The organism is Photobacterium alginatilyticum, from assembly GCF_009910675.1.
Taxonomy (GTDB): domain Bacteria; phylum Pseudomonadota; class Gammaproteobacteria; order Enterobacterales; family Vibrionaceae; genus Photobacterium; species Photobacterium alginatilyticum.
Genome location: NZ_RSEJ01000018.1, coordinates 186,431 through 212,954 on the forward strand (window position 1 = coordinate 186,431; position 26,524 = coordinate 212,954).

Below are 26,524 nucleotides of genomic sequence, written 5' to 3' on the forward strand. Positions count from 1 at the left end.
TTATCCCTCCACCGCTCGGCCACGTTGAGGAAACAGGCCTCGCGGTCGTTTCTGGATAAAAAGAATGATGAAAACCAGCACCAGTATTTTTGCCAATACCGCCCCGGCCCATGGCTCCAGAATCTTGTTGAAAATGCCAAGGCTTACCCCTGCTACCAGGGTGCCCCATAAGTTGCCGACACCACCGAATACCACCACCATAAAGGAATCGATAATGTAACTCTGTCCCATGTTAGGTCCGACGTTGGTCAGCTGAGACAACGCCACGCCAGCTACGCCGGCAACTCCCGAACCAAGGCCGAATGTCATCGCATCGACCCATTCTGAGCGCACTCCCATTGCCCGTGCCATTGCCCGGTTTTGGGAGACAGCACGCACCTGAAGCCCAAGCGGCGTCTTTTTGAGAACAAACACCAGAGCTGCAAACACCAACAAGCAGAAAATGATGATATAGAGACGGTTATAGGTAAGAGAGAGCATCGGATTGATTTCAAGCATCCCGCTCATCCAGTCCGGAGTGGCAACAGATCGGTTTAGGGGCGAGAAGATACTGCGAACGGCCTGCTGCAGAATAAGGCTGATACCGAATGTCGCCAGCAAGGTTTCCAGCGGCCTGCCGTACAAAAAGCGGATGACGCCACGCTCAATGGCAATACCCACCAAGCCGGAAACGACAAATGCCGCAGGGATCGACAAGATCAGCGACAGACCAATATTGTTTGGCATCAGTTGCTGCATCACGTAGGTGGTATAAGCCCCCAACATGATCAGCTCGCCATGGGCCATATTGATCACCCCCATCACGCCAAAGGTGATTGCCAACCCAATCCCGGCCAGCACCAATACAGATCCCAGGCTCAACCCAAAATAGAGTGTCTCTGCCGTGTTATAAATCCGCTGACTCTGATGATAGTCATCTAATGCACGCTCAATCCCGGCGATAAATTCGGCATTACCCTTGTCCTTGGCCAGCTCAACATCAAGCGCATGACTCAAGGCCTGAAAAGCCACCGGCTCCAAAGAATTGCTCAGGAGAGCCAACGCAGCCTCGCGTACTTCGGGAACCGGCGCGTTGATATCAGCAACAGCCAGCACAAGTGCAAGCACCTCTTTCACCTCTTGCGACGATTCGCTCTGGTAGGCACTTCTTACAAGACTCTGAACATTCTCGGCTGTATTTCCCTGCAAGTTTTTTGCAGCCTGTAGTCTTAATTCCTCGCTATCAGCACTTAAATCCAACTGGGCTATACCCAAACGGATCGCCTTGCGCAGCCGGTTATTCAGCGCAACTTTCTTATAATCACGCTTGTTGCTGATCTCCTGATCAGCAGATCCTCCCTCTTCTACCCCATCAGCGATAGATACAGCTTGCTTACCAACGGCCAGCTCGGGGATCAAAAACAATTGCTTGTTCTTTTTCTGATAGAAAACCTGACCGTCGAGCAAGCCGGTTAACATCGTCTTGGCCGCAGGATGACGAGTTTCAGCCAGCCATTCGATGGCTTGTTGCTTCTTGGCAAAGTTACGTTGTGACAGCTGAGCCTCGACATCAGAAAATGACGCTATATAGCTACTGCCTGCAGCGATTGAAACAGCGGAGAAAATCATTAAAACGAAGCCCAGCAACGTCGCGGGCACAAATCGGTATAAGGGCTTTACCTGTATCGGCAGCCGCCATCTATTTATTGTCATCATGGTACTCATCCAGAAACCCGTTAAACACGCCTCTGCACTCGCCTAGCCACAAGTGCAGAGCCCGGTATGATCTACTACGTCAAACCGGTTATTGCTTAGCGCCGGCACACTTGCCGGTAACGACGTTGAAGCTGCCGCACTCAAGGGGTTTGAGCCAGCTGGCATAAAGGTCTTTGGAGCCCGGGAGGAAATTTGACCAGGCATCACCGGCCACCAAGCCCGTGGTTTCCCATACCACTTCGAACTGACCGTCGTCCTGGATCTCGCCCAGCAGCACGGGTTTCGTAATATGGTGGTTTGGCATCATTGTCGCGTAGCCGCCGGACAAGTTCGGCACAGTCACGCCGATAATGGCATCCTGGATAGCTTCTGAGTCCGTCGTCCCTGCTTTTTCAGCCGCCTCAACCCACATATTGAAACCGATATAACTGGCTTCCATCGGATCGTTCGATACCCGCTTATCATCCTTAATAAATTTCTGCCACTGTTCCACAAACTCGGCATTTTCATCGGTATCAACGCTCATGAAATAGTTCCATGCCGCCAGGTGCCCCACCAAAGGTGAGGTATCCATTCCCGACAACTCTTCCTCACCGACAGAAAAGGCAACAACAGGAATATCCTCGGCTGACACGCCTTGCGAGCCTAGTTCTTTATAAAACGGGACATTGGCATCACCGTTAATTGTTGATACCACGGCTGTTTTCTTGCCTTGCGAGCCGAATTTCTTGATATCGGAAACAATAGACTGCCAATCAGAGTGGCCAAAAGGGGTGTAGTTGATCATGATGTCGCTCTTGGCAACACCTTTCGATTCCAGATAGGCTTCAAGGATTTTATTGGTGGTTCGCGGGTAGACATAATCGGTTCCGGCCAGTACCCAGCGTTCAACCTCCAACTCATTCATCAGGTAGTCAACAGCCGGTATGGCCTGCTGGTTAGGCGCGGCACCGGTATAAAAAACGTTTTTCGAGGACTCTTCACCTTCATACTGAACAGGGTAAAACAGCAGACTGTTGAGCTCTTCGAATACCGGCAGCATCGACTTGCGCGATACAGACGTCCAGCCACCGAATACCACGTCCACTTTTTCTTTCTCAATTAGCTCACGGGCTTTTTCTGCAAACAGAGGCCAGTTTGATGCCGGATCGACGACCACTGCTTCCAGCTTTTTACCCAGCACGCCCCCTTTCTTGTTCTGCTCTTCAACCAGCATCAAAATCGTATCTTTCAGCGTGGTTTCACTGATTGCCATCGTGCCCGACAGGGAGTGCAGCACCCCAACCTTAATCGTTTCTTGTGCCGCAATGGCATTGAATGACAAGGCCAGTGAAACTGCAATACCTGCGAATGTACTCTTAAACATCTTGGTTGACATATTAAATAGCTCCTTGTGAATAACCATTCAACAAAGAGCAAGCATCAGGCCAACACACCCGACATTTTCAAATAGGTAAAATAATTTTGATAAATCAATAATTTAATTTTTCAGATTTATTGCTGGTACAATTTGGTGCATTAAACAAATGTTAATATGGTGCAGTGGCTCACTTCTCATGCACCATGTTGATACTTTCATACACAGGCCATGTTGCCGTTCCGATAGCGTCTTTATAGCGAATAACTGGGGCGCATTGGTAACTTTCTGAATACGCTATAATTCACATCAGTGCGCTAGAAAGGCTCCCGGCAGGACTGGCTGTACAATGAATAAGCGGTCAAAACCGCGATATGAACTAAAACCATTTTTTTAAGTCAGACAATTCATTACTTATTGTTTGACTGTTTGTTTCACAAGGACATTGCCAATCTATGCTAACGTCGACTTTCCAACGCCTTAATACTTACCTGGACAGCCAGGTTATTGGTCAGCCTGATCTCGTTAAACAGCTATTAATTGCCCTGCTTGCAGATGGGCATATTTTGGTAGAAGGACCACCGGGGCTTGCCAAGACTCGTGCAGTTAAAGTGTTATCCGACTGTATCGAAGGCAGTTTTCACCGTATACAGTTTACGCCCGATCTGCTCCCGGCTGATCTGACCGGCACCGATATCTTCCGCCCGGAAACCGGCGAGTTTACCTTCCAGCCAGGACCTATTTTCAACGCCCTGGTACTGGCTGACGAAATCAACCGAGCACCCGCAAAAGTACAGGCCGCCATGCTTGAAGCAATGGCAGAAAAGCAAATTACCGCAGGCCGGGAAACCTATTCCCTGCCAGAGCTTTTTCTGGTGATGGCAACCCAGAACCCTATCGAACAGGAAGGAACCTATCCGCTCCCCGAGGCGCAGCTTGACCGCTTCCTGCTGCAGTTAAACGTGGACTACCCGGACGAAGCCAGTGAACTGGAGATTCTGCGCCTTAACCGTGGCGAGGCCATGGGCATCGACAAGCCGGAAGCTGTACAAATCAGCCAGCGCGAGATTTTCTCGGCCCGGCAGGAAGTGCTGAAGATCCATATGGCAGAAGAAGTGGAGCACTATATTATTCGCCTGACAATGGCCACCCGCCAGCCGGAGCGCTACAGCGGTCAGCTTGCGGGCTGGCTGCAGCTCGGCGTCTCACCTCGTGCAACCCTGGCTCTGGATCGCTGTGCCCGTGCCCATGCCTGGCTTTGTGGCCGTGACTTCGTTACCCCGGAAGATGTCCAGCAAATGGCCTACCCGGTTCTGCGCCACCGCCTGCTACTAAGTTACGAGGCACAGGCCGAGGGCATTGCCGCTGATACCATTGTCAGCCAGTTGATTGCTCAGGTAGCCTGCGCATGACAGATACACCCGTAACTGCATCCCTGCCGCCGCACAGTGACGGGGTTAACCTGTGCCTGGCAGAACTGCTGCAATACAAAAATCAATCCGTGCGCTGGCTACCACCGGCGCAAAGTGTGTGGTCGCAACTAAACGGCCAGCATATGAGCCGGAAAAAAGGCCGGGGGATGAACTTTTCGGAGGTTCGCCCCTATCAGGCTGGGGATGATATTCGTGCCATTGACTGGCGTGTGACAGCCAGAACAGGAAAAACCCATACCAAGCTGTTTACCGAAGAGCGTGAACAACCTGTTATGTTGCTGGTTGATCTTGGCGCTAGCATGAAGTTCGGCTCCCAGCTAATGCTTAAATCCATTCAGGCTGCGCATTTTGCCAGCCTGCTAAGCTGGCTGGCCGTCAGCGAGCAAGACAGGATCGGTGCCATTATCTATACCGGCACTCAGTTAATCGAGTGTAAGCCGACAGCCCGACAGCAAGGGCCGCTTCGGCTCATCAATGCCCTGATTGATGCCCACCAGAGCCACAGTGACGAAAGCGATAGCCTGCCCTTCTCTTCGGCACTAAAACACCTTCACCACTTGTGCCCCAAAGGCAGCGAAATTGTTGTGCTGAGTGATTTCTACCAGCTCGCCGAAACAGACAAACGGCGCTTGAGCCAGCTGCGCCAGCATAACCGCATCCAGTTTGTTCAGGTTCATGACCCGCTTGAGCAAGGGCAAACCAGCTTTAAAGGGACGGAACATGTCGCAGACAGCAGGCAATCTGTCTGGCTCGACTTCTCTGCCAAGAAAACTCGTGAAAAGCTGAACGAGCAATACCTCGGCCACCAGCATTTCATCCATGACATGGCTTTGAGTCTGGCAATTCCACTACATCAGATTTCAGCTGCAGAGCCGCTGATGCAGCAACTCGGAGGTATGAAGAAACACCATGGCTGATCCAATGACGCCTAATGACATCGCAGCATCACTGCCACTGGCCGATGTCCACCTGTCACCCGCGCCCGGTATCTGGCCGCTCGCCTGGGGATGGTGGCTATGCATTGCGGTGATCGTTGTTGTTCTGGTAATACTTGTCCTGAAACTCAGGCAACACCTAAAACAACAAAGAGCACGTAAAGAGGCTTTGAAGCTATTAAAAAGCCTCAATACCCCTGAACAGTTCAGCGACATCAACCTGCTATTGCGACAAACGGCAATGACCTACTTTTCTCGCCGTTATGTAGCCAGCCTGACCGGCGAGCAATGGCTGTTATTCCTCGACCAGCAGCTGGCCGAGAAACACCGTGGCTTTGTCGCCCTCTCAACCGACTGGCAACAAGGCCTGTTTTCCGGTAAAGGCATCGAACAATTAGCCTTCAACCAGTGCTACCAGCAAGCAAAGCTATGGCTAACCAAGGCCCGCCTCCCCGCCAATGGTCAATACCTGCCTGTCACGACGGAGGTTGCTGATGTTTGAGTTCTTCTGGTTATGGGCATGGCTGGTGCTACCGCTGCCTTTCCTGGTCTATCGTTTTTCTAAGCCCGCTGTACAGCCGGTCGCGATCCGTCTGCCCAAGCTACCCGACGGTATCGGACAGCAACAACCCGATACTCGCTGGCGCAAAGCGATCATGGCTATTGCATGGTGCTGCCTGTTAGGCGCACTGGCACGACCTGTTTGGTATGGTGATCCTATCGAAATCAATCCGGATCACCGGGATATGTTGCTGGCTGTCGATCTGTCCGGATCCATGTCGATCGAGGACATGGTGACATCCGCAGGCGACAATATCGACCGACTGACCGCCGTCAAACAGGTATTGAATGACTTTATCGCCAAGCGCAAAGGCGATCGCCTCGGCTTAGTGCTTTTCGCCAATCATGCTTATCTGCAAACACCGCTGACGTTCGATCGCAATACTGTTCAGGAGCAGCTCGGCCGCACAGTACTTGGCCTGATCGGTCAAAGTACGGCAATCGGTGAAGGCCTGGGTATCGCGACCAAAACCTTCATAGACAGCGAAGCACCGCAGCGAGTGATCATTTTACTCAGCGACGGGGCCAATACTGCCGGAGTGATCGATCCGGCAGAGGCTGCCGAGTTGGCTGCTCGAAGCAATGTCACTATCTATACCGTTGGTATCGGTGCCGAAGAGATGCAGCAGCGCTCTTTTTTCTCAACCCGTACCATTAATCCCTCTCAGGATCTGGATGAAGGCATGCTGGCTAATATCGCCAATATGACCGGCGGCCAGTACTTTCGGGCCAGAAATCCTCAGGAACTTGAGAATATTTACCAGTTAATTGATCAAATGGAACCTATCAACACTGCGCAGCAGACCTGGCGGCCACGAGAGGAACTATTCCGCTACCCATTGGCGATTGCCCTGCTCCTCTCGCTGATCATTGCAATAATGAGGAGGCGTCATGGCTGATTTTACTTTTCTTCATCCGGTCTGGTTAATCGCCCTGCTGCCCCTTAGCCTGTTACTCCCCTGGCTAAAGGGCAAGCAGCACAGCAACGGGCTGATAGCAGCGCACCTTGCCGAAAAACTTGGTCTCGACCAGAAGCAAACCGCAACGGCTTTTGTTCCACTGCTGGGTTTATGCTGGCTACTCAGCGTTCTGGCACTGGCCGGCCCGAGCTGGGAGAAAGCCAGCTTACCTGCCTACAGTATCTCGGGAGCCCGTGTGCTGGTGATGGATATGTCCCGCTCTATGTACGCAACCGACATAACACCAAACCGCCTGATCCAGGCCCGGTACAAGGCGCTGGATATGTTACCAGGCTGGAAAGAAGGCAGTACCGGACTAGTAACCTATGCAGCTGACGGTTATGTTGTCAGTCCCCTGACTCAAGACAGCAGCACGCTGTCTAGCCTGATCCCCCACCTATCGCCGGAAATCATGCCGCTTCAGGGCAGCAATGCCGCTGCAGGCGTCGAGGTAGCTATTACCCTGCTCAAACAGGCTGGCCACCAGCAGGGAGACATTATCCTGATCACTGACGGTTTGTCTGAACAAGAATCCTCGACCACCCAGGACTTATTGGCTGATACGCGCTTTCGACTTTCTATACTGGCAGTCGGTAGCCGTCAGGGCGCACCGGTACGCATGCCCGATGGCAGATTGCTGACCAATAGCCAGGGCGACACTGTGGTTGCCAAAGTCGAGCTCGATACATTGCTTCCCCTGGTCAAGCAAACTGGCGGCCAGTTACAGCTCTCTCAGTCAACCAATCGGGACGTTGACAGTCTTGTCGCGGCAACGGCCAAGCCAATGGACAATACCGACAAGGAAAAAGAGAAAGAGCTAGTGGAACGTGTAAACAACGGGTTCTGGCTGCTCATTCCTTTGGTCGTTCTGTCCTTGTTCGGGTTTCGTCGCGGTATTGTTCTTGCCGCTGTACTTGTCTTTATGCCCGTCGACCAGGCTATGGCCTCGCCGTGGAAAAACCGGGATCAACTTGGTTACGATGCTTACCAGCAAGAAAGCTATGCGTCAGCTGCCGAGCAGTTTTCATCCCCCCAGTGGAAAGGGGTCGCGCAGTATAAGGCCGGTAACTACGAGCAGGCTATCGACACGCTAAAGCCTCTGGGCGATATCACATCCCGCTATAACCTCGGCAATGCCTACGCCAGAACCGGTGAGTTTGAAAAAGCCATTGAGAGCTACCAATCCGTTCTCGATCAAGACAACCAGCATGCCGACGCCCGGAAAAACCTAGAGATAGTCAAGCAGGCGCTAGAACAACAGCAACAGCAACAGCAGCCTGATGAGAACAAGGACTCGGATCAGGAACCATCAAACAAGCAACAAAAAGATCAGCAGAATCAGCAGAATCAGCAGAATCAGCAGAATCAGCAGAACGATGATGACAGCGAGAACAGCGACTCTCAACAATCTGATGACAGCCAACAAGCAAGCGAGCAGCAATCGGAAACGGAAAAGAGCGCCCAAAATCAGCCCGAGCAGCAACCTGACTCCCAGCCACAAGGAGAGAGTCAGAAGAGTGATGAACTGAATGATGTCCAGCAGGCTTCTTCAGGCCAGCCACAGGATGAAACAGAAGAACAACCTGAGGATCCTCAGCAGGCAGAACAATCACTCGATAAGCAGACACAAGGTGCGTTATCGGCCAGCGATCCGGTACTAAAGAAACTAGAGCAAGTACCTGATGATACCAGTGCCTTGATCCGTGCCCAGCTGTTGCTTCAGGCTCGTCAGAAGCAGGCGCCTCAGGCGACTGAGAATTCATGGTAAGACTAAGATGAAGATGATGAAGAACTACACTCTCCGTTCTGGCTATAACAGACGTATCCTACAGTTTCTCTGGAGGTTGCTGACTATAGCCGCACTCACGCAGGCGTCAATTGTCAGTGCCGCCCAGGCCGTTGCTACCGTTTCCAAGAACATCGTTGCTGTCAATGAAGTCTTCCAGCTAACCATTTCGATTGATGACAACGTCAATACCAGCGCACTGGACTTATCGCCACTTGAAGAGCACTTCAGCTACGGCCGCCCCAACGTCAGCAGTGGGACAACGATGATAAACGGTTCGGTCACACGCAGCACCGAATGGCGGGTTGCACTGGCAGCGAAAGAAATCGGGGATTTTACTATCCCTAGCTTTCGCATTGGAGCCACGACAACAGAACCGATCACCATTACCTCGCTAAAAAGCAGTAATACCAATGACCAAGGCACCGCTCAGCCGGATATTACGGTCGATCAGGATATCGATAAAAACCAGCTCTATGTCGGTGAAAGTATTCGTTACACCGTACGGATCCGTATCGGTGAGCAGATGAGCAAGGCAACGTTAATCGCGCCATCCGGTGACGGGCTGGACGTAAAACAGATCGGCGATGACCGTCAGGCCGAACCGGTACTGAATGGTCGCCGCTATCTGGTGATCACCCGAGACTATCAAATTACCGCCACCAAGCCTGGCACTATTCTGCTTCGTGGTGCCGAATTCAGGGGTAATGTGGTCAAAAGTGGCCGGGGCTTTGGCTCAACCCTTAGGATCCCGGTAGAAAAGCAAACCGATAATCTTGAGCTTACCATCAAGGACAAGCCTGCTAGTTATCAGGGGCTATGGCTGCCGACTCAAGACCTGCAACTGGAACAACAGTGGCAACCCGATAACCTGGAAGTTCGAGTCGGCGATCCCCTTACCCGAACCATTACCTTGCGGATCAAAAACGCAGAGCAGAGCAGCATGCCTAACCTTGCCCTTCAATATCCCGACAAGGTTAAGGTCTATAACGAGAAGCCGGTGTACAGTACGGTCAACGGTTATACCGTCATGACCCTCAAGCAAGTGATACTCCCTCGGGAGCGAGGCGAGCTTGAGCTGCCGCCGCTATCAATCAACTGGTGGAACACAGAAACCAGCCAACAGGAGACAAGCCAGGTTGACGGGCTAGCAATTACGGTACTGCCGGGCGACAACATCAATAACAGCCTCAACCTACCCTTGCGCTCCGAGCCCTCTTCTGCTGCGCCAATTGCCAAGGAAACCGGGGCTGGCAACATACAAGTTGTCAATGACTCGGGTTACTGGCCGTGGTTAACAGCCTTGTTTGCCGCGTTATGGCTAATCACGACGGCCTTGTGGCTGAAAGCCAGAGCAGCTTCGCGGCAGATTGTAGCGGCTGTCGCGATGAAGCAGCCAGTCATGAACGTTGCACCGCTTGCGGGGATGAAGCAGGCTGTCAAAGACAACAGTCCTATCAAGGTTCAGGCTTACTACCGGCAATGGTCGCAGAATAACCCTGACAACCCGCAGCAGGAACAACTTCGCCAGGCCGTGCACGCAATGATGACGGCACATTTCAGCAAGCAGCCCGAGAAGTGGGATAGTGCCAAGCTACTACAACTTATCCAGTCAATCGGTCTGTCAGAAAAAACAGCAACAAAAAATAGCACCACTACCTCGGCACTGGCACCTCTGGTACCAGAAAAATAGGCAACAGCGCTTTACATAATCGATACATGAATGAGAGTAGCTCGCACTAGTGCGAGCTATTTTTTAACATTTTCGACTGCCTGATTGGGTATTTGTTAAAGAGCCAGGCCGAATCAGCCCAGTTCAAAACCTGACATACCTAATCAGGCCAAAAGAATGTTAACAGTGAGTTAACCGAAAGTTTATCAAAAGAAAGGTGGAAAATTATCGTATTTCCTGTTAAAAAATGTTTCGGAAGCAATATATAATCCTTCCTAACATATAAAAAAATTATGCAGGACGTAATATGAATCAGACACAACCCTTTTTAGCCCGAGTCGCAAGTGGGAGCCTGGTGATCCAGATCCTCATCGGTATCGTTGCCGGTATCCTTCTTGCCTCTGTATCTCCTGAAGCTGCCGTCAAAGTTGGCTTTCTTGGAGGACTGTTCGTCAGTGCCCTGAAAGCAGTCGCCCCTATCCTTGTCTTTATTCTGGTCGCCTCTTCTATCGCCAACCAGAAGAAAGGCGCTCACACCAACATGAGACCAATCATTATCCTGTACCTGTTCGGTACGCTAATGGCTGCGCTTACTGCGGTTACCATGAGTTTTCTTTTCCCGACCACTTTAACTCTGGTAGCAAGTGCAACAGGTGCAACACCACCTGAAGGTATTACTGAAGTATTGAATACACTGCTATTCAAGATTGTTGATAACCCGGTAAATGCACTGATGTCAGGTAACTTCATCGGTATTCTTGCCTGGGCCATCGCTCTTGGCTTCGCACTGCACCAGGCAAGTGATGCAACCAAGCAAGTTTTCCATGACGTATCTAACGGCATCACCCTGATTGTTCGCTTCGTGATCCGCCTGGCACCAATCGGTATCTTCGGCCTTGTTGCCAATACTTTTGCCGAGACAGGTTTCGCGGCCATTGCTGGTTACGGTCATCTTCTTGCAGTACTACTAGGCTCAATGCTAATCATTGCGCTTGTAGTTAACCCGCTGATTGTTTTCTACAAGACCAAAGAGAACCCATACCCGCTTGTTCTACGTTGTATCCGCGAGAGTGGTATTACTGCCTTCTTCACACGTAGTTCTGCGGCTAACATCCCTGTTAACATGCAGTTATGTAAGAACCTGGATCTTCATGAAGATACGTACTCTGTATCTATCCCTCTGGGTGCGACCATCAACATGGCAGGTGCTGCGATCACAATTACAGTTCTGACGCTGGCAGCAGTACATACCATGGGTATTGAAGTTGATATCGCAACAGCAGTACTGCTAAGTGTGGTTGCAGCCGTTTCAGCTTGTGGGGCTTCGGGTGTAGCCGGAGGTTCTCTACTACTGATCCCGCTTGCATGTAGCCTGTTTGGTATTCCAAATGACATCGCAATGCAGGTTGTTGCTGTTGGCTTCATCATTGGTGTTATCCAGGATTCAGCGGAAACTGCCCTGAACAGTTCAACTGACGTAATCTTTACTGCTGCAGCTTGCAAGGCAGAAGAAGCGAAGGTTGCAAGTACTGAAGCAGTGAAATCATAAGCGATTCTTACGGCAACCGTAATGAAAAGAGGCAGCCTTTGGGCTGCCTCTTTTGTATTCGATGTTCTTCTTTGGAAGCACTAGTTGCTTAGCTCTTCCAGCTGCTCTGAGAGCTCACTCGCCTTATCTGAAACCTGATCCGACGCTGATTCAAGCATATCCTGCACTTCTTCCATCGGGCGTGAGTTCACAGCATCTTCGATCTGATCTTTATAGGTCACACCGATATAGATACCGATGCCGACCAAAGCTAACATAATATATTTCAACATCTATTTATCTCACTCGTTCGATATAAAACTCGGTAATTACTTAACCAGGCTAATCAGCGATTTTCCTAGCAGCCACTCAAGCTCTTTCTCACTGTCATCGCCAAAGCGCTCTTTGCACAGCGCATACAGACGTTCGATCCCATGCTTGGCAAACTCATTGGTTAGCTCAGAAGAGGCAATATGGTGGAAAAGCAGACGCAAGGTTGCCTGAAATTTTTCATCATCAAGCGCAGCTAGCCAGCTCTTTACGAACCCATCCAGGCCGTTATCTAAATCAAGCTTTTCGACAAACAGGCGGAAAATTCTGCCATCTAACGCGTTGGCAAAATCTTGCTTTTTCGGAAAATGATGGCTAATCCCGGTACGGGAGATGCCCGTTTGCTTGCTCAGGGTAGTGTACGACATCTTGTCGTAGCCCAGGGTCAAAATTTGATCAACCACGGCATCCATGATCGTCTGGATTGTAATTTCTGTATCTTCTTTACTACGCTTTGGCATAATGAGTTGACTCTATATTTTTCACATCAACAAAAATCCCACCGGACACCTCCCGATGGCATGTTGCAACGGCTTTGGTTGTTAATATGTTAGCAGTATTACAAAATGCTATCCCGTTAACTAGTATTCTTCCTAGTTTTATATATTTTTCAAGCTCTAATAAATAACTCAGAACTAAATACCAAACCAGGTCACATATCACGTCTAGCAGCACATGTCATCACGGTGCAATTCACTTAAACGCATAAGTAATAACATTTTGTAATCTGTGCCTAAAACAACACGACGATGGTCAATAATATTAAAAAACAAGGAGTTACGCCACTACTCATTCTGTTGCAGGCTTTCGACCGCAAAAAAATCATACACATGTTTAAATTTTGTGCTTAAATTTTTTCTGAACTATCGCTTTTATTTGACAAGTTAGTGTCTTTTTTCATACTTAATTACAGGAGTTTAATGAAAAATAGACACTTGACGGACCAGTAGGAAACCATTTAATTTAACATTACGATAACACCAACAAGGACGAGACTATGACTTTACCTCTGCCCACGGATCGCTTAAGGGATACACTCATGACGCAGCCTCTACCTAATGAAATGATTTTGAAGTGGGCAGAAGAGCGCCCGGACGAAGTTTTCCTGCGCCAAATTATTGATCGTAAGTTTGTCGACTATACCTTTGCCGAGGTTGCTGACAAGGCATTATCCTTGGTCAGTGCACTAAGAAGTATGGGGATTCAGCCCGGCGACCGTGTTGCACTTATGTCCAAAAACTGCGCCGAATGGTTTATTACCGACCTTGCCCTGATGCTCGGCAGCTACATCAGTGTCCCTATTTTCCCGACTGCAGGGGCAGAGACAGTCGAGCACTGTATTACACACAGTGAATCCAAAGCACTGCTTATCGGTAAGCTGGATGACGACAAGGCTGTCACATCCGTACTGGCCGACCATCCGGATTTACCGACTATTTCCTTCTCTTACCCGAGTGCGCCGAAGTGTAAGTTTGAATTTGACACCCTGGTCGCAGACAGCAAACCTTCTGAAGAGCGCCCGCAACACAAACCTGAAGACCTGATGTCAATTGTGTATACCTCGGGTACGTCAGGGCTGCCAAAAGGTGCCATGCTAACCTACGGTGCATTTGCCTGGTCATCACAGAGAATCCTCGACCATATCGGTATGAAAGACGGCGAAAGACTGTTTTCATACCTGCCACTAGCGCACATAACAGAACGTGTATATATCTTCGGCTCTTCAGTAATGGCCGGCATTCAAGTTGCCTTCCCAGAGTCACTGGATACCTTTATCGAAGACGTGAAGATGCACCGCCCGACGCTGTTTATTTCCGTCCCGCGCCTGTGGACCCTGTTCCAGCAACGAATTCTTGAGAAGTTGCCACAGGCCAAACTCAACATCTTACTCAAAATCCCGTTCATATCCGGGGTAATAAAACGCAAACTGGCTGATGGCCTGGGGCTGGACAAAGCCCGGGTACTGGGCTGTGGCTCTGCACCGGTGTCACCTGCCCTGCTTCGCTGGTACGAAAACATCGGCCTGAACATCACCGAAGCCTGGGGAATGACAGAATCCTTCGCCTACAGTACCATCAACCATCCATTCCGCAGCGATAAGATCGGTACCGTCGGTAATGCCGGTCCCGGTATTGAGATTAAGATCGCCGCTGATGAAGAGATCCTGGTTCGCGGACAGGGCATGTTCTCCGGATACTATAAAAACGAAGAAGCGAGCAAGGCCTCCTTCGACAAAGACGGCTGGCTACATACTGGCGATATCGGTTTTATTGATGACGAAGGCTACCTGTCTATTCAGGGCCGTAAGAACGATACCTTCAAAACCGCCAAAGGGAAGTTTGTTGCACCGGTACCAATTGAAAAGCGCCTGTTTGAGCTTAGCAACATCGAGATGATGTGTGTCGTCGGCTCGGGTATGCCCGGCCCTATCTTACTGGCAGTTCCGCATGAATTCCCTGATTTCGACCATGCGCGTTACGAACGTAAAGCCCACCAGGTTATCGAGACGATCAACAAAGAGCTGGAGTCTCATGCCAAAATTAAAGGTGTGCTGATGATTAAAGACCCGTGGAGCATCGAGAACGGCATTCTGACACCTACGCTTAAAATCAAGCGTCATCTGCTTGAGAAGAAATACCACGATGTAGGTGCAAACTGGCCGAAAGACAAGCTGGTTCAGTGGGAAGAATAGTCACGCAAGAAATAGGCTAATTGGCTAGACACTACCGCAAGTAATACCGAAACCGCCTGATTGCTCAGGCGGTTTTTCTATTCACATTCGCTGTCTTCATAAGTAATAATCGAGACAACGGCGCCACCTACATCGACAATTGCGCACATTCGGCCGACGCCAGGTACATCCATTGGCGGATAAACAGCCTTGCTCCCTGCTGCTTAAATCTCGTGTCCATTCTTCGCTCCTTCTGTTTGATAACACTGCTCAGAAACAATGACGCTTCTGTACAGTTAACAGTAGTCAAATTCGTCAGGCTTCCTGTCTCTTTGTCCCATTAATCATTTAATTACAACAGCAGCACGTTTGCTTGAATTTATAAACCACCTATAGCATCCTGATTAATAAATATAAAACTGGGTTTGGTATTAGGCAGAAGGGAAATGGCGATAACCAATCTACAGCAGGCTTTAGATGCCTATAACAGTTCAAACCGCTCGCAGTATCCATTGAATGGCAACCTCGTCACTAACCTTGAAGCCGTCGAATACTATCTTGCCCAGGCCGCACCAAAGCTACCAGACCACTTTGGATTGCCTATTACCCTTGCCAATATGCAGACTTTCCGCGGTGAGATAACCCCAGCTCTGCACTGTTACCGACGCTGCCTGATGAGTGCCGGCTCAGCCCCTGAACGATGCCAGGTACTCACCTATTTGGTGGTTTGGTCTCACCATGAGGGAGATAGCCTCCAAGTTCAGCTTTATCTCGAACAATTGCGCCTTATCAATGATGTCATAGCAGCTAATGTCAAAGCGCTTCTGGCAATACTCGACAATATACTGTCAACGCCAACAATTAACACTCTCTCCAACTTCACACACTCTCGTGCCCTCATCGATGATCATATATCCAATAAGCATGCAATCATTGCCCTCGGCTATGTGCTTAATGATGATGGTTCAATGGCTCCTCAGCTTATCCAGCGCCTTGAGCTGACGCTTCGTCTTGCCAAACAGCTATCTGAAAGTCTGATTATTGTGACCGGAGGGCTCGCTAAGCGAGGAAAAACAGAATCACAGCAAATGAAACACTGGCTCATCCAGCATGGCATCAGTTCCAACAGGATCATTGAGGAAAACAAAGCGACCAATACCATAGACAATGCCAGACTGAGTCTGGATCTACTCAAGCAGCTTCACATTCGGTCAGCAACGCTTGTCAGCGCCTCCATCCATGTCCACCGATCTCAGCTCCTGTTTGAAACCCTGCAATGTGCAAGCAATCTATCCCCTATTTCATTCAGCCACCTCGCCGTCAAAGACGGCATATCCGAAACCAGGACACCTACAGGCAGAGTTCGACGCAACTGCTATATCGATGCATTACGAGGGTTCGGGTTACCGGCCTTTAACTGTAAGCCATTGGTACAAATATGATGACTTGAAGAAAAGAACCCCGGGCAAAGTAAATTTACTCGGGTACTGCCGGTTACAGACTTATAGCGCTTGATTTAACACTAACTGAAACAGTCGTGGTTCCTTAACGTTTAACTTTCGTTCTTTTCGAATACATACACTTCGGTACCCGTCTTGTATGGTTTGCACTTGCATGCATCATCATACGGCTCGGTTTCTGAAGTTATCTCCTGATAAACCAGTCGCCCATCTGTTGTTTCAGCAATCAGCATGGCCTTATATCCATCAGGGTGAAAGTCCGTATGAAGTGTTTGGGTAGCTTCACATCCTTCTTCCCAGCGATCCTCCATGATCAGGTAAGTATATTCACCGACACACACTTTCCCATCACTGGTCGGTGTGGAACCTGAGTGCTGCCCCTGGAATTTAGGAATAGGATAATCAGCAACCCTCTGAATGGTATCTGCGGCCGGATCATAGATTTCGGCTCGACGAGTCGCACTGCCTTCACTGAGATCAGCCGAACCATCCCAGCCGCCAACCAGTAATATACGACCATCTGTCAACGCATATGCATCTACTTTTCCACGCGCTTTGGTTAGCACAGCATTGGCCTGACTAAAACTAAGCGAGTTATTAGCATCAAAGCGGGCGATAGTATCCATACCAAATAGGCCATTATTAAAGCCGAATAGAGCAAAATCACCATTATCTAGTGCAGCAACACCTGCTGAATCAGCAAAGAAAGAGGTGGTATTTAAACCACTACTGTCTGTCACCTGAACATCGGTATCGTAGCTTTGAATCGACTTATTATTATGATCAAGCACAAAGGCTGTTGTGGTGTACTGAAAGCCGCCAGTAATCGCATATTTGTTAGGGGCCAGTTTTATCACTTTCGGCTCATCAATACCGCTGGCAATCGCACCGCTACTCATAGCATGCCCTGACTTCCCTTTAGTCTGGTACTCACTGAGTGTACCGGTATCCAGGTCAAGAAGATAAGCGCTGGTTGCATATGCAGGGTGACCGTCATGACGAGCTCCATTCGGCTCACCGGATTCACCACCAGCGAATAACAACTTATTTTCATCAACAAAGACACTATTACCTATTTGATATTTATAAGGTAGTTGGTACGTTTCCGCTAAATGATAAGACGCGGGGGTTGTCGTCGGGATTACATCTGACGTTTGTGCAGGAGAAGAGTCGCCACCACCGCCACATGCAGATAATGCGAGTACTGTTACCAGCAAAGAAAGAGAAGTCTTATATTGAACCATTGCTACTAATTCCATTTTAAAAAGTAATTCGTAAAAAACTGGGGCAACAATCGAAGTACGGCAATTCATTGGTGACGCCACGTACTATCCGAACATTGATAACTCCGAGTCATCTTAGTGAGCGATGTATGATTTGCAATCAACCCTAACAAAGGCGTAATATGAAGCTCTTAGAGTCTCTAAACGCATGAATTATAAGGATATGGATAATATGGCCAGGCTTAGGTCTAAGCTTGAAATCGAGATTAATCAATTCCGTCTTGATGGAGAGAAAAACGGCAAGAACCGTAAAATTTCCATCAAAGAATTAGCCGGAATGGTTGGATTCGCCGAATCAACGCTGTATCTGAGATGGACGAAACCAGAGACTTTTCAAGAAGATGAAATTGCCAACATAGCCAAGTTACTGCAAATAGATATCACCACGGCGGCACAGTGGTCACAAGAATTTGAACCCGGCGAGAGCACACCGATTACAGAGCCCAAATACCTCTCTAATAGAGAAAATAGAGCTATATCGGCAGAACAAGCTACCACAGATACATCGAACTCATCGGCATCAGCCCATATCAAACAAAAACCATTAACGGCCTTGCTTCTAGTGCCTATAGTGTTGCTCCTTGGGTATTTATTCCTATCATCAAACAGCCAGCAGTCTACTCTAAAGCCGCTTCCTACCTATTCAGCGCTTTACCACGGTACTGCGATTGACCTAAACGCTGAAGACGTAAGCCGGGCATTGAACTTCCATTCCAAACTCTATAACTATGAACTTAAAAACCTGAAAACCCATACTGTCGGTGAAGATATAACACTGGCAGGCGATATCTTCTGGTCACATCTCAAACAAGAGGGAGAAAAGCATCAGCAGGCTCTATTTCTGGCGTCAGGCAAACATGTCGGTGATACCGTGGCCATCGTTTACGAGATAACCGATGAAGCACGCTCAGAGATGTGGATTGGAACGGCTGTTATCCATATGCCACGGTCCGGTCCGGCAGAAGGATATTGGCTCACCTTACACAATGAAGAAGATCCTGATGCTCATGGCCCTTACGCTATAGGCTCTATTTCGCTGAATCGATAGTGCTCACAGCACAGCTCTATAGCCTCAGTTATCGTTCCCCTCCTTTCTAAAGCCAAAGGTATAGCGAGCAAACTACAATGCAGACTATCCACTCCTGCTCCATGGCAGGAGTAGGCTCTTCTATTTCAAAGGCACAACCAGAAGATCGACTGAAGAGGATTTGAGTAACTGTTTAGCTGACGAGGAGACTTGATGCCAGAAACTGTGGTGATGGCCACAGACAACAAGATCTATATCTAATTCTTTAATGGCACGCTCTATTTCTTCAATAAGATTACCGCTACCAACAAAGGTACTCTGAATAGGAAATTGCGCACCGTCCAGTAACTCCTTCAGATGCTTCTCAGGTGTATTATCCTCATACACTTTATTGGGCATAGCATACCTAGGGTCAAAAGCCGTATAGGTGTATTCTTCATGACAAAGTTCTCCATCATAAAAAAGAGACAGTTTCGCATTTACATCACGAGCAAGGCTAACCGCTTTTTCAAATAACAGCCTGCTTTCAACGGAGAGATCTACCGTTACTAAAATGTGCTTATAACTCATACATACCCCCTTCTTGTATAAGTTTAGCTAGTCGCTATTAATATGACTTTCATTTTCAGGTAAAGAATAGAAAAGGCATATGCTCTCTGATTTAGGTCAAACTCTGCAATTAACTATTTAGCGTATTGAAAATTTAATTATGAGGCGAAGCCACAAAACACATGGATAAGTGTTCTTACTTTCCAACATAAATAAACGAAAAACTAGTTTTATACCTTTTTCCAGTTATTTCAATAATCTCAAAACCAATACTTTGTCTCATTTGCAAGTTAACGAGAACAAAGTGTCAATTATTCATGGGATGGGATGGTTGGTTAGTCAAGCTTAGCTATGCTTATAAACATAAAAAAGAACAATAAAAAAACACAACAATCTATTGGTGGAGCGCTAAAAAATGAACAAGCATACGTTGAATTTGACTATCGTAATGACAAGCGTACTAGTCTCTTCATCCGTCACGGCAGACGTTGATTTTCACGGTTATATGCGTGCAGGTATTGGGGTTAGCGGTGAAAATGGCCAGCAGGTGCGTTTCCAATCAAATAAAGTCGGCCGCCTCGGCAACGAAGATGATCTCTATGCCGAAATCCTATTGGGCAAAGAGCTTTACAACCAAAACGGAAAATCCTTTTATGTCGACTCAATGGTCGCCTTACTCTCTGATGGAAGCAACGACTTTGAAGGCACTAATACATCCTGCGAGTTGATCAATAATTCAACTGAAGTTTCCTGTAATAATGATGCACAGTTTGCCATTCGCCAGTTCAATATTCAGTCTAAAGGGCTCATTGCGCGCGATCGGGAGGCGGTGGCCTGGGCTGGCAAGCGTTACTATCAGCGACATGATATTCATATTTCTGATTTTTACTACTGGGATACATCAGGGTCCGGCGCAGGGGTGGAGAACTTATCTGTCGGTACAGGCAAACTATCGTTAGCAGTACTCCGCCAAGACAGTGGTGACGTCAATGTGAATAATATCGATATCCGATACGCTGAAATTAAGCTTTGGCAAGATGCTAATCTAGAACTTGGCTTTAACTATGGCCTCATCAATGAAACAGATGCACAGAAAGCAGGCATTGGCGACGATCCGCTGATGCTGACCGCTGAGATAACCATGGCTGATGTTATCGGGGGCTTGAACAAAACGATATTCCAATATGCGACTGAAAGTTACGGGGAACAAATGGCCGGACTGGGGGCTGGAAACAACCCCGATGCAACCTCGAATGATGGTGTCGATGGCTACCGAATCATTAATTGGGGGGTCATGGCTCCAGCAAATAATTGGGAAATCGGATATCAGCTCGTGTATGCCAACTCAAGTTTTGACAGTAAGGACGATCACTCTATTTTTAATATAGTTGCCCGCCCAATGTATAAGTGGGATGAAAACATGCGAACCATATTTGAGGCTGGCTGGTTTACAGAAGAAAATGATAACGTCGATAGCTCCGGCAGTAAGCTAACCTTGGCGCAAGCTTGGGCTGCCGGCAGCAGCTTCTGGGCCCGTCCTGAGCTTCGAGTGTATGCCAGTTACCTGAGTGATTATGAAAATGATGATGCATTTGGAACCGGAAACGACACAGAATACAACCTGGGTATCCAGGTAGAAGCATGGTGGTAAACCAGATATAGATCAGGGAATGATAATGTCAAAAATCAAAACATTATGCCTATCGGTCGTTTTTGCTGCAGGTTGTGTATCAACCGCTGAAGTCAGCACTCGGGCAAAGAATCCTGCCAGTAGTAACGTCGCTGCTCCGGCAGAATTAAGCTGGCAGGAGCTTAGCCTCCCGATAGATATCAATTTTGAATTTGACGAAAAAAGTCAGGTACTGCTGGATGCGAACAGTACAGGTCCGGTAGCCAGTTTCATTATTCCAGTCGACAAGACTCCTATCGACATGGTTCTAACAAGCCATGTCGATAACGAATTAACCCTTTATATACCAAATATATTGATCACCAACGCCAAAGGAGAAGAACTCTACCACATCAAGTCAAATGAATTCAGATATATACCGGCAAGGCTATTAGATGGCGATCAAGTCCAGACGCAACTTACCGTTGCTCCGCAGGTCGGAACACGACAAGTCAATATATTGATCTACACCACTATCGAAGATCTAAAAGGTAGCACAACCATTATTCATCCAGCCAAAGCACTCGCGATCGGAAAAGGCAATCAGCCACCGAGTATCCCTGATCTTACAGCAACGCATAGCAAGTATGGTCAACTCAGTTTAACTGTATCGTCAGCGAATCAACTCCCAATTCGCCCTACTCTCGATTATATGCCGGCAAGCGATACCAAACATACCGACTATCTGAATTCCATACAATATAGCGTAGAGCAAGGTGATATGGATCATGCTATTACGTTACTGAATGAAGCAGAAAAGCTTGGTATCCCGAATGCGAGAGCGACGTTTATCAATGCTGTTCAAATTCAAAATGAGCATAAAAGTGCAGAGGAATAGCTTGCCAGAAAATAGTTGAAAGATCTTCGTTAGAGGCGGGTCTTCTTAGTAGTATACCTCCCCCAAAGGATACCGATGACGATGACGATTAAACTTATATTACTCCCGTTGCTAGGTAGCAGCTTGCTTATTAGTCTTCCAGCCTTTGCTGATTTAAGAGACATTGGTCGATACGATTCCAAGGGACTTTATGAGCCGGGCTACGTTAATTACCAACATGCAAGAGAACGCAGTTCAACTCCAAGTGATGATTCTAACCACTTAGACAAGATTGGATTTATTAATTCATCTGGTCATTATGAGCCAAACTACGTCAATTACCCTTCACCAAAAAGCAAGCATGGGCACAATAAGACCGAGCTAGAATTGCTTACTGAAAAGGGACACTACAACCAAAACGGTATTTACGAGCCAGGCTATGTAAATTACCGCCACTGAACGCTATCATTGACAGCTCAGCTAATGCTCAATATTCCATTAGCTGGGTTAAATCCTGCCTTCCCTTTATAGGGGGCTTAACCTTTCACACCACCAGCAGTCAAACCACCGACTAAGAATTTCTGTGCCAACAAGAATACCGTAGTGATTGGAATTGCTGACAATACTGCCGCCGCAGCAAAGTCGCCCCACAGGTAATTCTGAGGGTACAAGTACTGCTGCATACCCACAGCCAGCGTATAGTTGTTTACGTCAGTCAGCAGTAGCGATGCCACAGGCACCTCTGTCACTACACCAATGAACGACAGGATGAATACTACTGCCAGAATTGGTACTGATAATGGTAACAATACAAAACGGAATGCCTGCCAGGGTGTTGCCCCGTCAAGTGCAGCCGCCTCTTCCAAAGACCTGTCAATAGTCTCGAAGTATCCCTTTATAGTCCACACGTGTAGTGCAATACCACCTAGATAAGAGAATATAAGGCCACCATGGGTATTCAACCCCAGAAACGGAATGTACTGTCCTAAACGATCAAATAATGCGTAAAGAGCAACCAGAGCAAGTACTGCCGGGAACATCTGAAAAATCATCATCCCTTTTAAAATAGTGCTCTTACCTTTGAAGCGCATACGAGCAAAAGCGTAAGCACTGGTCGTTGAAAGCGCAACGATAATGATTGAAGTAATACCGGCCACTTTAACCGTGTTCCACAGCCATAGCATTACTGGGAATGGCGGAGGTGTCACACTACCATCCCGGTTTTCGACAGCAAAGCCCAATGCGAGACGCCAGTGATCTAACGTTGGATCACTTGGGATCAACTCACCACCGGCAAAGTTACCTTCACGAAATGAAATTGCTACGATCATCAACAGCGGGAAAATCGTCACCACCAGGAACAGGCACAAACCAATGTGTGTCGCCCATACCCGATATTTTAATGATTTCGGTTGTACCATTGGCATGACATTTCTCCTCAATCCTGCTCTAAGGCCGTCTTGGTAAACTTCAAGTTAAGTAGTGCCATACCACCAACCATCAGGAATATAATGGTTGCAATTGCACCGGCCAAACCAAAGTCCTGGCCGCCACCGCCTTCAAAGGCGATACGGTAGGTATAACTGACTAGCAAATCTGTGTAGCCCGCAGGCTCGGACGTACCTACCATATTGGGTCCGCCAGCCGTCAGCAGCTGAATCATGACGAAATTGTTGAAATTGAATGCAAAGCTTGCAATCAGTAATGGCGTTAGCGGTTTGATCAGCATCGGCAATGTGATCTTGAAGAAATTTTGAATCGGACCTGCGCCATCAATCGCTGAGGCTTCGTACAAATCTTCAGGTATTGACTTCAGCAACCCCATACACAGGATCATCATGTAAGGGAAGCCAAGCCAGGTATTGACCAGTACCACCATTATCCGGGCCGTCGTAGGCTCTGAGAACCAGGGTAGTTTGACGCTGAACAGCGCATCAAGCAGCATGTTTATTTCACCAAAGCTTTGGTTAAACAGGCCTTTAAAAATCAGAATTGAGATAAATGATGGTACTGCATATGGCAGAATCAGCAGCACTCGGTAAATGCTACTGCCCTTTAGTGGTTCCCACTGAACTATACAGGCCAGGATCATCCCCAAGGCTAACGTCAGGGCAACAGACAGAAAGGCAAACACAACAGTCCACACGAAGATACCAAAAAAAGGTTCTTTGATACCATCATCGGTCATAACACGCTCAAAGTTCGCCCCACCAACACCAACAACGAACCCGGGGGAAATTGGCTCACCAACAAAATTGCCTTCACTATCTACTGATTGGTAAAAACCAGTTTCCATATTTGGCTTATATAGCTGCTGAGTCTGATTATTCAGCATACTCAGGCCATCATCCTGAACAGTATATAGAGACATTTTGGCTGCGAACTTGCGCAGGCCACTCATTCTAATCTCAAGACCGTTCGGCATCACTAATTCGACTGTTGCCAAATTGGAGCGATTCTGGACAATCGTTTTTATCTTCTCTTTTTCGCCCGTGATACTTTCAACTTTGCTCAGTGACATCTTATCGGATGGAGGGCTTGAAATATCAAACACATCAGAAGCCAATAAATCTTCATCAACCTGAATCACCAGCCGATGGCCACTTTCAACTTTGTAAAGCTCAAAGCGATAACTTTCACCTGACTGGAAGCTACGCTGCTCCAGAACGGCCTGGGTCCTGTCCAGTGATAGCTGATTCGACGCACTATAGTTAGTAAAAGCAAGCCCAACGGTATAAACCAACGGAAAAATAATAAAGACAAGCATCCCGGCAACGCCCGGAAAGATATAACGGTGAGCGTATGTTCTGTTGCTTCCAAAAATATACAGAGCAAGTGCAGTCAGAACAACGGTAAGAAGTGCAAAAGGAATTTCGCCCTTTGCATACATCAGTACAGTAGCATAACCGTTAACAACGCCGATCATGCCTAGCAGCGACCATTTCATCCACTTGCGATAGTTGAAGTTAGAACTTGTCTGTTGTGATATCAAAGCCCGTCACCTTGAACTGACTACATCTCAGCACCCTGCTAGCAAAAAAGGACAAACAATGGGAAGAGCTTCCCCTCCCCACAAAACATTTACTTAAGCATGTGGCCAGCAGCTTCGTTTAACGCATCATCAACACCCTGGCGGCCGTCTACAACGTTCTTGATTGCATTACCCTGGGCATACCAGAATGCAGCCATCTGTGGAACGTTAGGCATGATTTCGCCGTTCATTGCATTATCCATAGTGGCTGCAATTCGTGCATCCTTGTCTAGCGTCTTCTGGAATGATTTCAAAGCTACCGCGCCAAGTGGCTTGTCATCATTAACCTTGCCAAGACCCTCGTCTGTCAGCAGATAGTTTTCAATAAACTCTACCGCCAGATCCTGGTTGGGTGACGCAGAGCTGATGCCCGCAGTCAAAATGCCGACAAACGGCTTCGATGGACTGCCGTTTAGCTTAGGAAGAACAGCAACACCATAGTTAATGCCAGACTTCTCAGCGTTGTCCCAAGACCATGGACCATTGATAGTCATCGCGACGTTACCTTTATTGAACTCAGCCTCAGAGATGCTGTAGTCCATATCAGGCGAGATGACTTTCTTGTCTACCAACGACTTGATGAAGTTCATACCCCGTTTGGCACCGGCATTGTTTACACCAACATCCTTCACATCATATCCGTTTGCCGTGAACTTGAACGCGTACCCGCCGTCAGCAGATAGTATTGGCCATGTGAAGTACGGTTCTTTCAGATTCCACATGATAGCTTTCTTGCCGTCTTTCTGAAGCTTCTTGTCTAGTGCTTCGATGTCTTCCCAGTTTTTAGGTGGGTCAGGAACAAGATCCTTATTATAAATCAGAGAAAGTGCTTCAACGGCAACCGGGTAACCAATGTACTTGCCGTCGTACTGTACCGCGTCCCAGGTAAAGTCAATGATCTTGTCTTTTACGTCTTCAGATGGCTTAATTTCAACCAACAGGCCTGATTTTGCATACCCACCAAAGCGGTCGTGTGCCCAGAAAACAATATCCGGACCATCACCCGCTGCAGCTACCTGCGGGAACTTCTCTGCCAGGCCATCAGGAAAAGCCACGGTTACTTTAACACCTGTCTCTTCTTCAAACTTCTTACCGACTTCAGCCAGGCCGTTATAGCCTTTGTCGCCATTGATCCAAATAGTAAGCTGGCCTTCTTCTATCGCGGCATGTGCATTTACAGAGCCAAGTGCGGCAAGGGTACAAATAACTACAATGCTAAGGACTTTATTCATTTTTTACATCCTTCATGATTGTTATCTCTCGTACTGCAGAACACTCTCTCCAGCACAATTTGCAGTCTGTATCGTCCATCAGAATTGAGCAGTCGGCTTCATCCTGAGCCCACAATAAAAATAAGGTTACTTTTTAATGTCTAGTAATTATAACAACACACACAACAGGGGAGATGAGCAAGATTGCGAACTATTATTATATGCGAAGTACAATCTATTGGGGCTGATATATGATATTGGGGAGGGGGGCTAGAAAAGAAAATGCAGCTCCTTCGAGCTGCACATATTCATCATCACTGCGGGTCACTTCGATGTGTCCAACGCATTACGCCTGATTAGATTATTGTGAGGCTTTCTCTCGTGTTTCGGTCAAACGTCGACTTAAGTCAATAATATTCTGGCGAGTAAAGATATCATCCAACGTTGTTGAAAGCTTACGGCGCCAGTTTGGATACTCATCGACGGTTCCCGGAATATTGACTGGCAGGTCCATTTCTAACCAGTCTTCCAGCTGAAGGCTCAACAGTGC

At 48.0% G+C, this 26,524-nt stretch carries 22 protein-coding genes and 1 pseudogene; 13 read left to right on the forward strand and 10 right to left on the reverse strand.

The features are described from left to right. Together urtB and urtA are read right to left on the reverse strand one after the other, a co-directional pair. A pseudogene (urtB, locus tag EIZ48_RS30700) lies at positions 1-939 on the reverse strand (urea ABC transporter permease subunit UrtB); the annotation flags it as partial. A gap of 844 nt (positions 940-1,783) precedes the next feature. Then, entirely contained in the window at positions 1,784-3,061 is a 1,278-nt protein-coding gene (gene urtA / locus EIZ48_RS17250; protein ID WP_439126585.1) for an urea ABC transporter substrate-binding protein, read from the reverse strand. Positions 3,062-3,507: 446 nt separating this feature from the next. Between urtA and EIZ48_RS17255 the strand changes: the two genes are divergently transcribed. From EIZ48_RS17255 to sstT, 7 genes are all read left to right on the forward strand, one after another. After that, complete coding sequence (locus tag EIZ48_RS17255; protein ID WP_160653997.1) at positions 3,508-4,464, forward strand: AAA family ATPase; 957 nt, start codon at positions 3,508-3,510, stop codon at positions 4,462-4,464. Further along, the gene (locus EIZ48_RS17260; protein ID WP_160654000.1) at positions 4,461-5,402 is read left to right on the forward strand and encodes a DUF58 domain-containing protein; all 942 of its coding nucleotides are present in this window, start codon (positions 4,461-4,463) and stop codon (positions 5,400-5,402) included. Before EIZ48_RS17255 ends, EIZ48_RS17260 begins: the two co-directional genes overlap by 4 nt. Further along, a complete protein-coding gene (locus EIZ48_RS17265; RefSeq protein WP_240152999.1) occupies positions 5,395-5,922 on the forward strand; it encodes a DUF4381 domain-containing protein in 528 nt (175 codons plus the stop codon). Before EIZ48_RS17260 ends, EIZ48_RS17265 begins: the two co-directional genes overlap by 8 nt. Continuing rightward, positions 5,915-6,880 carry a vWA domain-containing protein gene (locus tag EIZ48_RS17270; protein WP_160654003.1) on the forward strand — a complete coding sequence of 322 codons (966 nt, stop codon included), beginning with the start codon at positions 5,915-5,917 and terminating at the stop codon, positions 6,878-6,880. The genes EIZ48_RS17265 and EIZ48_RS17270 overlap by 8 nt, the downstream gene beginning before the upstream one ends. After that, entirely contained in the window at positions 6,873-8,708 is a 1,836-nt protein-coding gene (locus EIZ48_RS17275; protein ID WP_160654006.1) for a vWA domain-containing protein, read from the forward strand. Before EIZ48_RS17270 ends, EIZ48_RS17275 begins: the two co-directional genes overlap by 8 nt. A 7-nt stretch (positions 8,709-8,715) precedes the next feature. Further along, positions 8,716-10,419 (forward strand): BatD family protein, encoded by a 1,704-nt coding sequence (locus EIZ48_RS17280; RefSeq protein ID WP_160654008.1) that lies wholly within the window; start codon positions 8,716-8,718, stop codon positions 10,417-10,419. Between the two features lie 286 nt (positions 10,420-10,705). Then, positions 10,706-11,947, forward strand: coding sequence for a serine/threonine transporter SstT (gene sstT / locus EIZ48_RS17285; RefSeq protein ID WP_160654011.1), 1,242 nt, complete (start codon positions 10,706-10,708; stop codon positions 11,945-11,947). 80 nt (positions 11,948-12,027) lie between these two features. Here the strand turns inward: sstT and EIZ48_RS17290 are convergent, their stop codons facing one another. Further along, the gene (locus EIZ48_RS17290) at positions 12,028-12,219 is read right to left on the reverse strand and encodes a hypothetical protein (protein WP_075767088.1); all 192 of its coding nucleotides are present in this window, start codon (positions 12,217-12,219) and stop codon (positions 12,028-12,030) included. 36 nt (positions 12,220-12,255) lie between these two features. Next, positions 12,256-12,717, reverse strand: coding sequence for a TetR family transcriptional regulator (locus tag EIZ48_RS17295; RefSeq protein WP_160654014.1), 462 nt, complete (start codon positions 12,715-12,717; stop codon positions 12,256-12,258). Positions 12,718-13,319: 602 nt separating this feature from the next. Between EIZ48_RS17295 and EIZ48_RS17300 the strand changes: the two genes are divergently transcribed. Both EIZ48_RS17300 and EIZ48_RS17305 read left to right on the forward strand, forming a co-directional pair. Further along, complete coding sequence (locus EIZ48_RS17300) at positions 13,320-14,948, forward strand: AMP-binding protein (protein ID WP_192928618.1); 1,629 nt, start codon at positions 13,320-13,322, stop codon at positions 14,946-14,948. A 425-nt stretch (positions 14,949-15,373) separates the two neighbouring features. Next, positions 15,374-16,369 carry a YdcF family protein gene (locus tag EIZ48_RS17305; RefSeq protein ID WP_160654019.1) on the forward strand — a complete coding sequence of 332 codons (996 nt, stop codon included), beginning with the start codon at positions 15,374-15,376 and terminating at the stop codon, positions 16,367-16,369. 110 nt (positions 16,370-16,479) lie between these two features. Here the strand turns inward: EIZ48_RS17305 and EIZ48_RS17310 are convergent, their stop codons facing one another. Further along, positions 16,480-17,631 carry a Kelch repeat-containing protein gene (locus EIZ48_RS17310; protein WP_160654021.1) on the reverse strand — a complete coding sequence of 384 codons (1,152 nt, stop codon included), beginning with the start codon at positions 17,629-17,631 and terminating at the stop codon, positions 16,480-16,482. Between the two features lie 202 nt (positions 17,632-17,833). On the opposite strand from EIZ48_RS17310, the gene EIZ48_RS17315 reads away from it, so the two are divergent. Next, complete coding sequence (locus EIZ48_RS17315) at positions 17,834-18,718, forward strand: helix-turn-helix domain-containing protein (RefSeq protein WP_160654023.1); 885 nt, start codon at positions 17,834-17,836, stop codon at positions 18,716-18,718. A gap of 120 nt (positions 18,719-18,838) precedes the next feature. Here the strand turns inward: EIZ48_RS17315 and EIZ48_RS17320 are convergent, their stop codons facing one another. Next, a complete protein-coding gene (locus tag EIZ48_RS17320; RefSeq protein ID WP_160654025.1) occupies positions 18,839-19,267 on the reverse strand; it encodes a universal stress protein in 429 nt (142 codons plus the stop codon). Between the two features lie 394 nt (positions 19,268-19,661). On the opposite strand from EIZ48_RS17320, the gene EIZ48_RS17325 reads away from it, so the two are divergent. The 3 genes from EIZ48_RS17325 (at position 19,662) to EIZ48_RS17335 (ending at position 22,191) form a co-directional block, all read left to right on the forward strand. Then, entirely contained in the window at positions 19,662-20,897 is a 1,236-nt protein-coding gene (locus tag EIZ48_RS17325; RefSeq protein ID WP_160654027.1) for a maltoporin, read from the forward strand. A 25-nt stretch (positions 20,898-20,922) separates the two neighbouring features. Next, on the forward strand, positions 20,923-21,753 hold the full coding sequence (locus EIZ48_RS17330) for a MalM family protein (RefSeq protein ID WP_240153000.1): 831 nt from the start codon (positions 20,923-20,925) through the stop codon (positions 21,751-21,753). 75 nt (positions 21,754-21,828) lie between these two features. After that, a complete protein-coding gene (locus EIZ48_RS17335) occupies positions 21,829-22,191 on the forward strand; it encodes a hypothetical protein (RefSeq protein ID WP_240153001.1) in 363 nt (120 codons plus the stop codon). A gap of 77 nt (positions 22,192-22,268) precedes the next feature. Here EIZ48_RS17335 and malG read toward each other — a convergent pair whose 3' ends face one another. The 4 genes from malG to EIZ48_RS17355 all read right to left on the reverse strand — a co-directional run. Beyond that, positions 22,269-23,159, reverse strand: coding sequence for a maltose ABC transporter permease MalG (malG, locus tag EIZ48_RS17340; RefSeq protein WP_160654031.1), 891 nt, complete (start codon positions 23,157-23,159; stop codon positions 22,269-22,271). A gap of 11 nt (positions 23,160-23,170) precedes the next feature. Then, entirely contained in the window at positions 23,171-24,679 is a 1,509-nt protein-coding gene (malF, locus tag EIZ48_RS17345; protein ID WP_240153010.1) for a maltose ABC transporter permease MalF, read from the reverse strand. A gap of 134 nt (positions 24,680-24,813) precedes the next feature. Then, positions 24,814-25,995 carry a maltose/maltodextrin ABC transporter substrate-binding protein MalE gene (malE, locus tag EIZ48_RS17350; RefSeq protein ID WP_160654034.1) on the reverse strand — a complete coding sequence of 394 codons (1,182 nt, stop codon included), beginning with the start codon at positions 25,993-25,995 and terminating at the stop codon, positions 24,814-24,816. Between the two features lie 340 nt (positions 25,996-26,335). Beyond that, the coding region (locus EIZ48_RS17355) for a 4-alpha-glucanotransferase (RefSeq protein ID WP_160654036.1) at positions 26,336-26,524 on the reverse strand (189 nt) is incomplete at its 5' end.

What these genes read in the sequence shown, in the direction of transcription:
- EIZ48_RS17320 (WP_160654025.1), bottom strand. Translation starts at nt 19,267, where the DNA reads ATGAGTTATAAGCACATTTTAGTAACGGTAGATCTCTCCGTTGAAAGC.
- sstT (WP_160654011.1), top strand. Translation starts at nt 10,706, where the DNA reads ATGAATCAGACACAACCCTTTTTAGCCCGAGTCGCAAGTGGGAGCCTG.
- EIZ48_RS17255 (WP_160653997.1), top strand. Translation starts at nt 3,508, where the DNA reads ATGCTAACGTCGACTTTCCAACGCCTTAATACTTACCTGGACAGCCAG.
- EIZ48_RS17270 (WP_160654003.1), top strand. Translation starts at nt 5,915, where the DNA reads ATGTTTGAGTTCTTCTGGTTATGGGCATGGCTGGTGCTACCGCTGCCT.
- malG (WP_160654031.1), bottom strand. Translation starts at nt 23,159, where the DNA reads ATGCCAATGGTACAACCGAAATCATTAAAATATCGGGTATGGGCGACA.
- urtA (WP_439126585.1), bottom strand. Translation starts at nt 3,061, where the DNA reads ATGTTTAAGAGTACATTCGCAGGTATTGCAGTTTCACTGGCCTTGTCA.
- EIZ48_RS17295 (WP_160654014.1), bottom strand. Translation starts at nt 12,717, where the DNA reads ATGCCAAAGCGTAGTAAAGAAGATACAGAAATTACAATCCAGACGATC.
- malF (WP_240153010.1), bottom strand. Translation starts at nt 24,679, where the DNA reads ATGAAATGGTCGCTGCTAGGCATGATCGGCGTTGTTAACGGTTATGCT.
- EIZ48_RS17310 (WP_160654021.1), bottom strand. Translation starts at nt 17,631, where the DNA reads ATGGTTCAATATAAGACTTCTCTTTCTTTGCTGGTAACAGTACTCGCA.
- EIZ48_RS17335 (WP_240153001.1), top strand. Translation starts at nt 21,829, where the DNA reads ATGACGATGACGATTAAACTTATATTACTCCCGTTGCTAGGTAGCAGC.
- EIZ48_RS17300 (WP_192928618.1), top strand. Translation starts at nt 13,320, where the DNA reads ATGATTTTGAAGTGGGCAGAAGAGCGCCCGGACGAAGTTTTCCTGCGC.
- EIZ48_RS17315 (WP_160654023.1), top strand. Translation starts at nt 17,834, where the DNA reads ATGGATAATATGGCCAGGCTTAGGTCTAAGCTTGAAATCGAGATTAAT.
- EIZ48_RS17260 (WP_160654000.1), top strand. Translation starts at nt 4,461, where the DNA reads ATGACAGATACACCCGTAACTGCATCCCTGCCGCCGCACAGTGACGGG.
- malE (WP_160654034.1), bottom strand. Translation starts at nt 25,995, where the DNA reads ATGAATAAAGTCCTTAGCATTGTAGTTATTTGTACCCTTGCCGCACTT.
- EIZ48_RS17265 (WP_240152999.1), top strand. Translation starts at nt 5,395, where the DNA reads ATGGCTGATCCAATGACGCCTAATGACATCGCAGCATCACTGCCACTG.
- EIZ48_RS17325 (WP_160654027.1), top strand. Translation starts at nt 19,662, where the DNA reads ATGAACAAGCATACGTTGAATTTGACTATCGTAATGACAAGCGTACTA.
- EIZ48_RS17305 (WP_160654019.1), top strand. Translation starts at nt 15,374, where the DNA reads ATGGCGATAACCAATCTACAGCAGGCTTTAGATGCCTATAACAGTTCA.
- EIZ48_RS17275 (WP_160654006.1), top strand. Translation starts at nt 6,873, where the DNA reads ATGGCTGATTTTACTTTTCTTCATCCGGTCTGGTTAATCGCCCTGCTG.
- EIZ48_RS17330 (WP_240153000.1), top strand. Translation starts at nt 20,923, where the DNA reads ATGTCAAAAATCAAAACATTATGCCTATCGGTCGTTTTTGCTGCAGGT.
- EIZ48_RS17290 (WP_075767088.1), bottom strand. Translation starts at nt 12,219, where the DNA reads ATGTTGAAATATATTATGTTAGCTTTGGTCGGCATCGGTATCTATATC.
- EIZ48_RS17280 (WP_160654008.1), top strand. Translation starts at nt 8,716, where the DNA reads ATGAAGATGATGAAGAACTACACTCTCCGTTCTGGCTATAACAGACGT.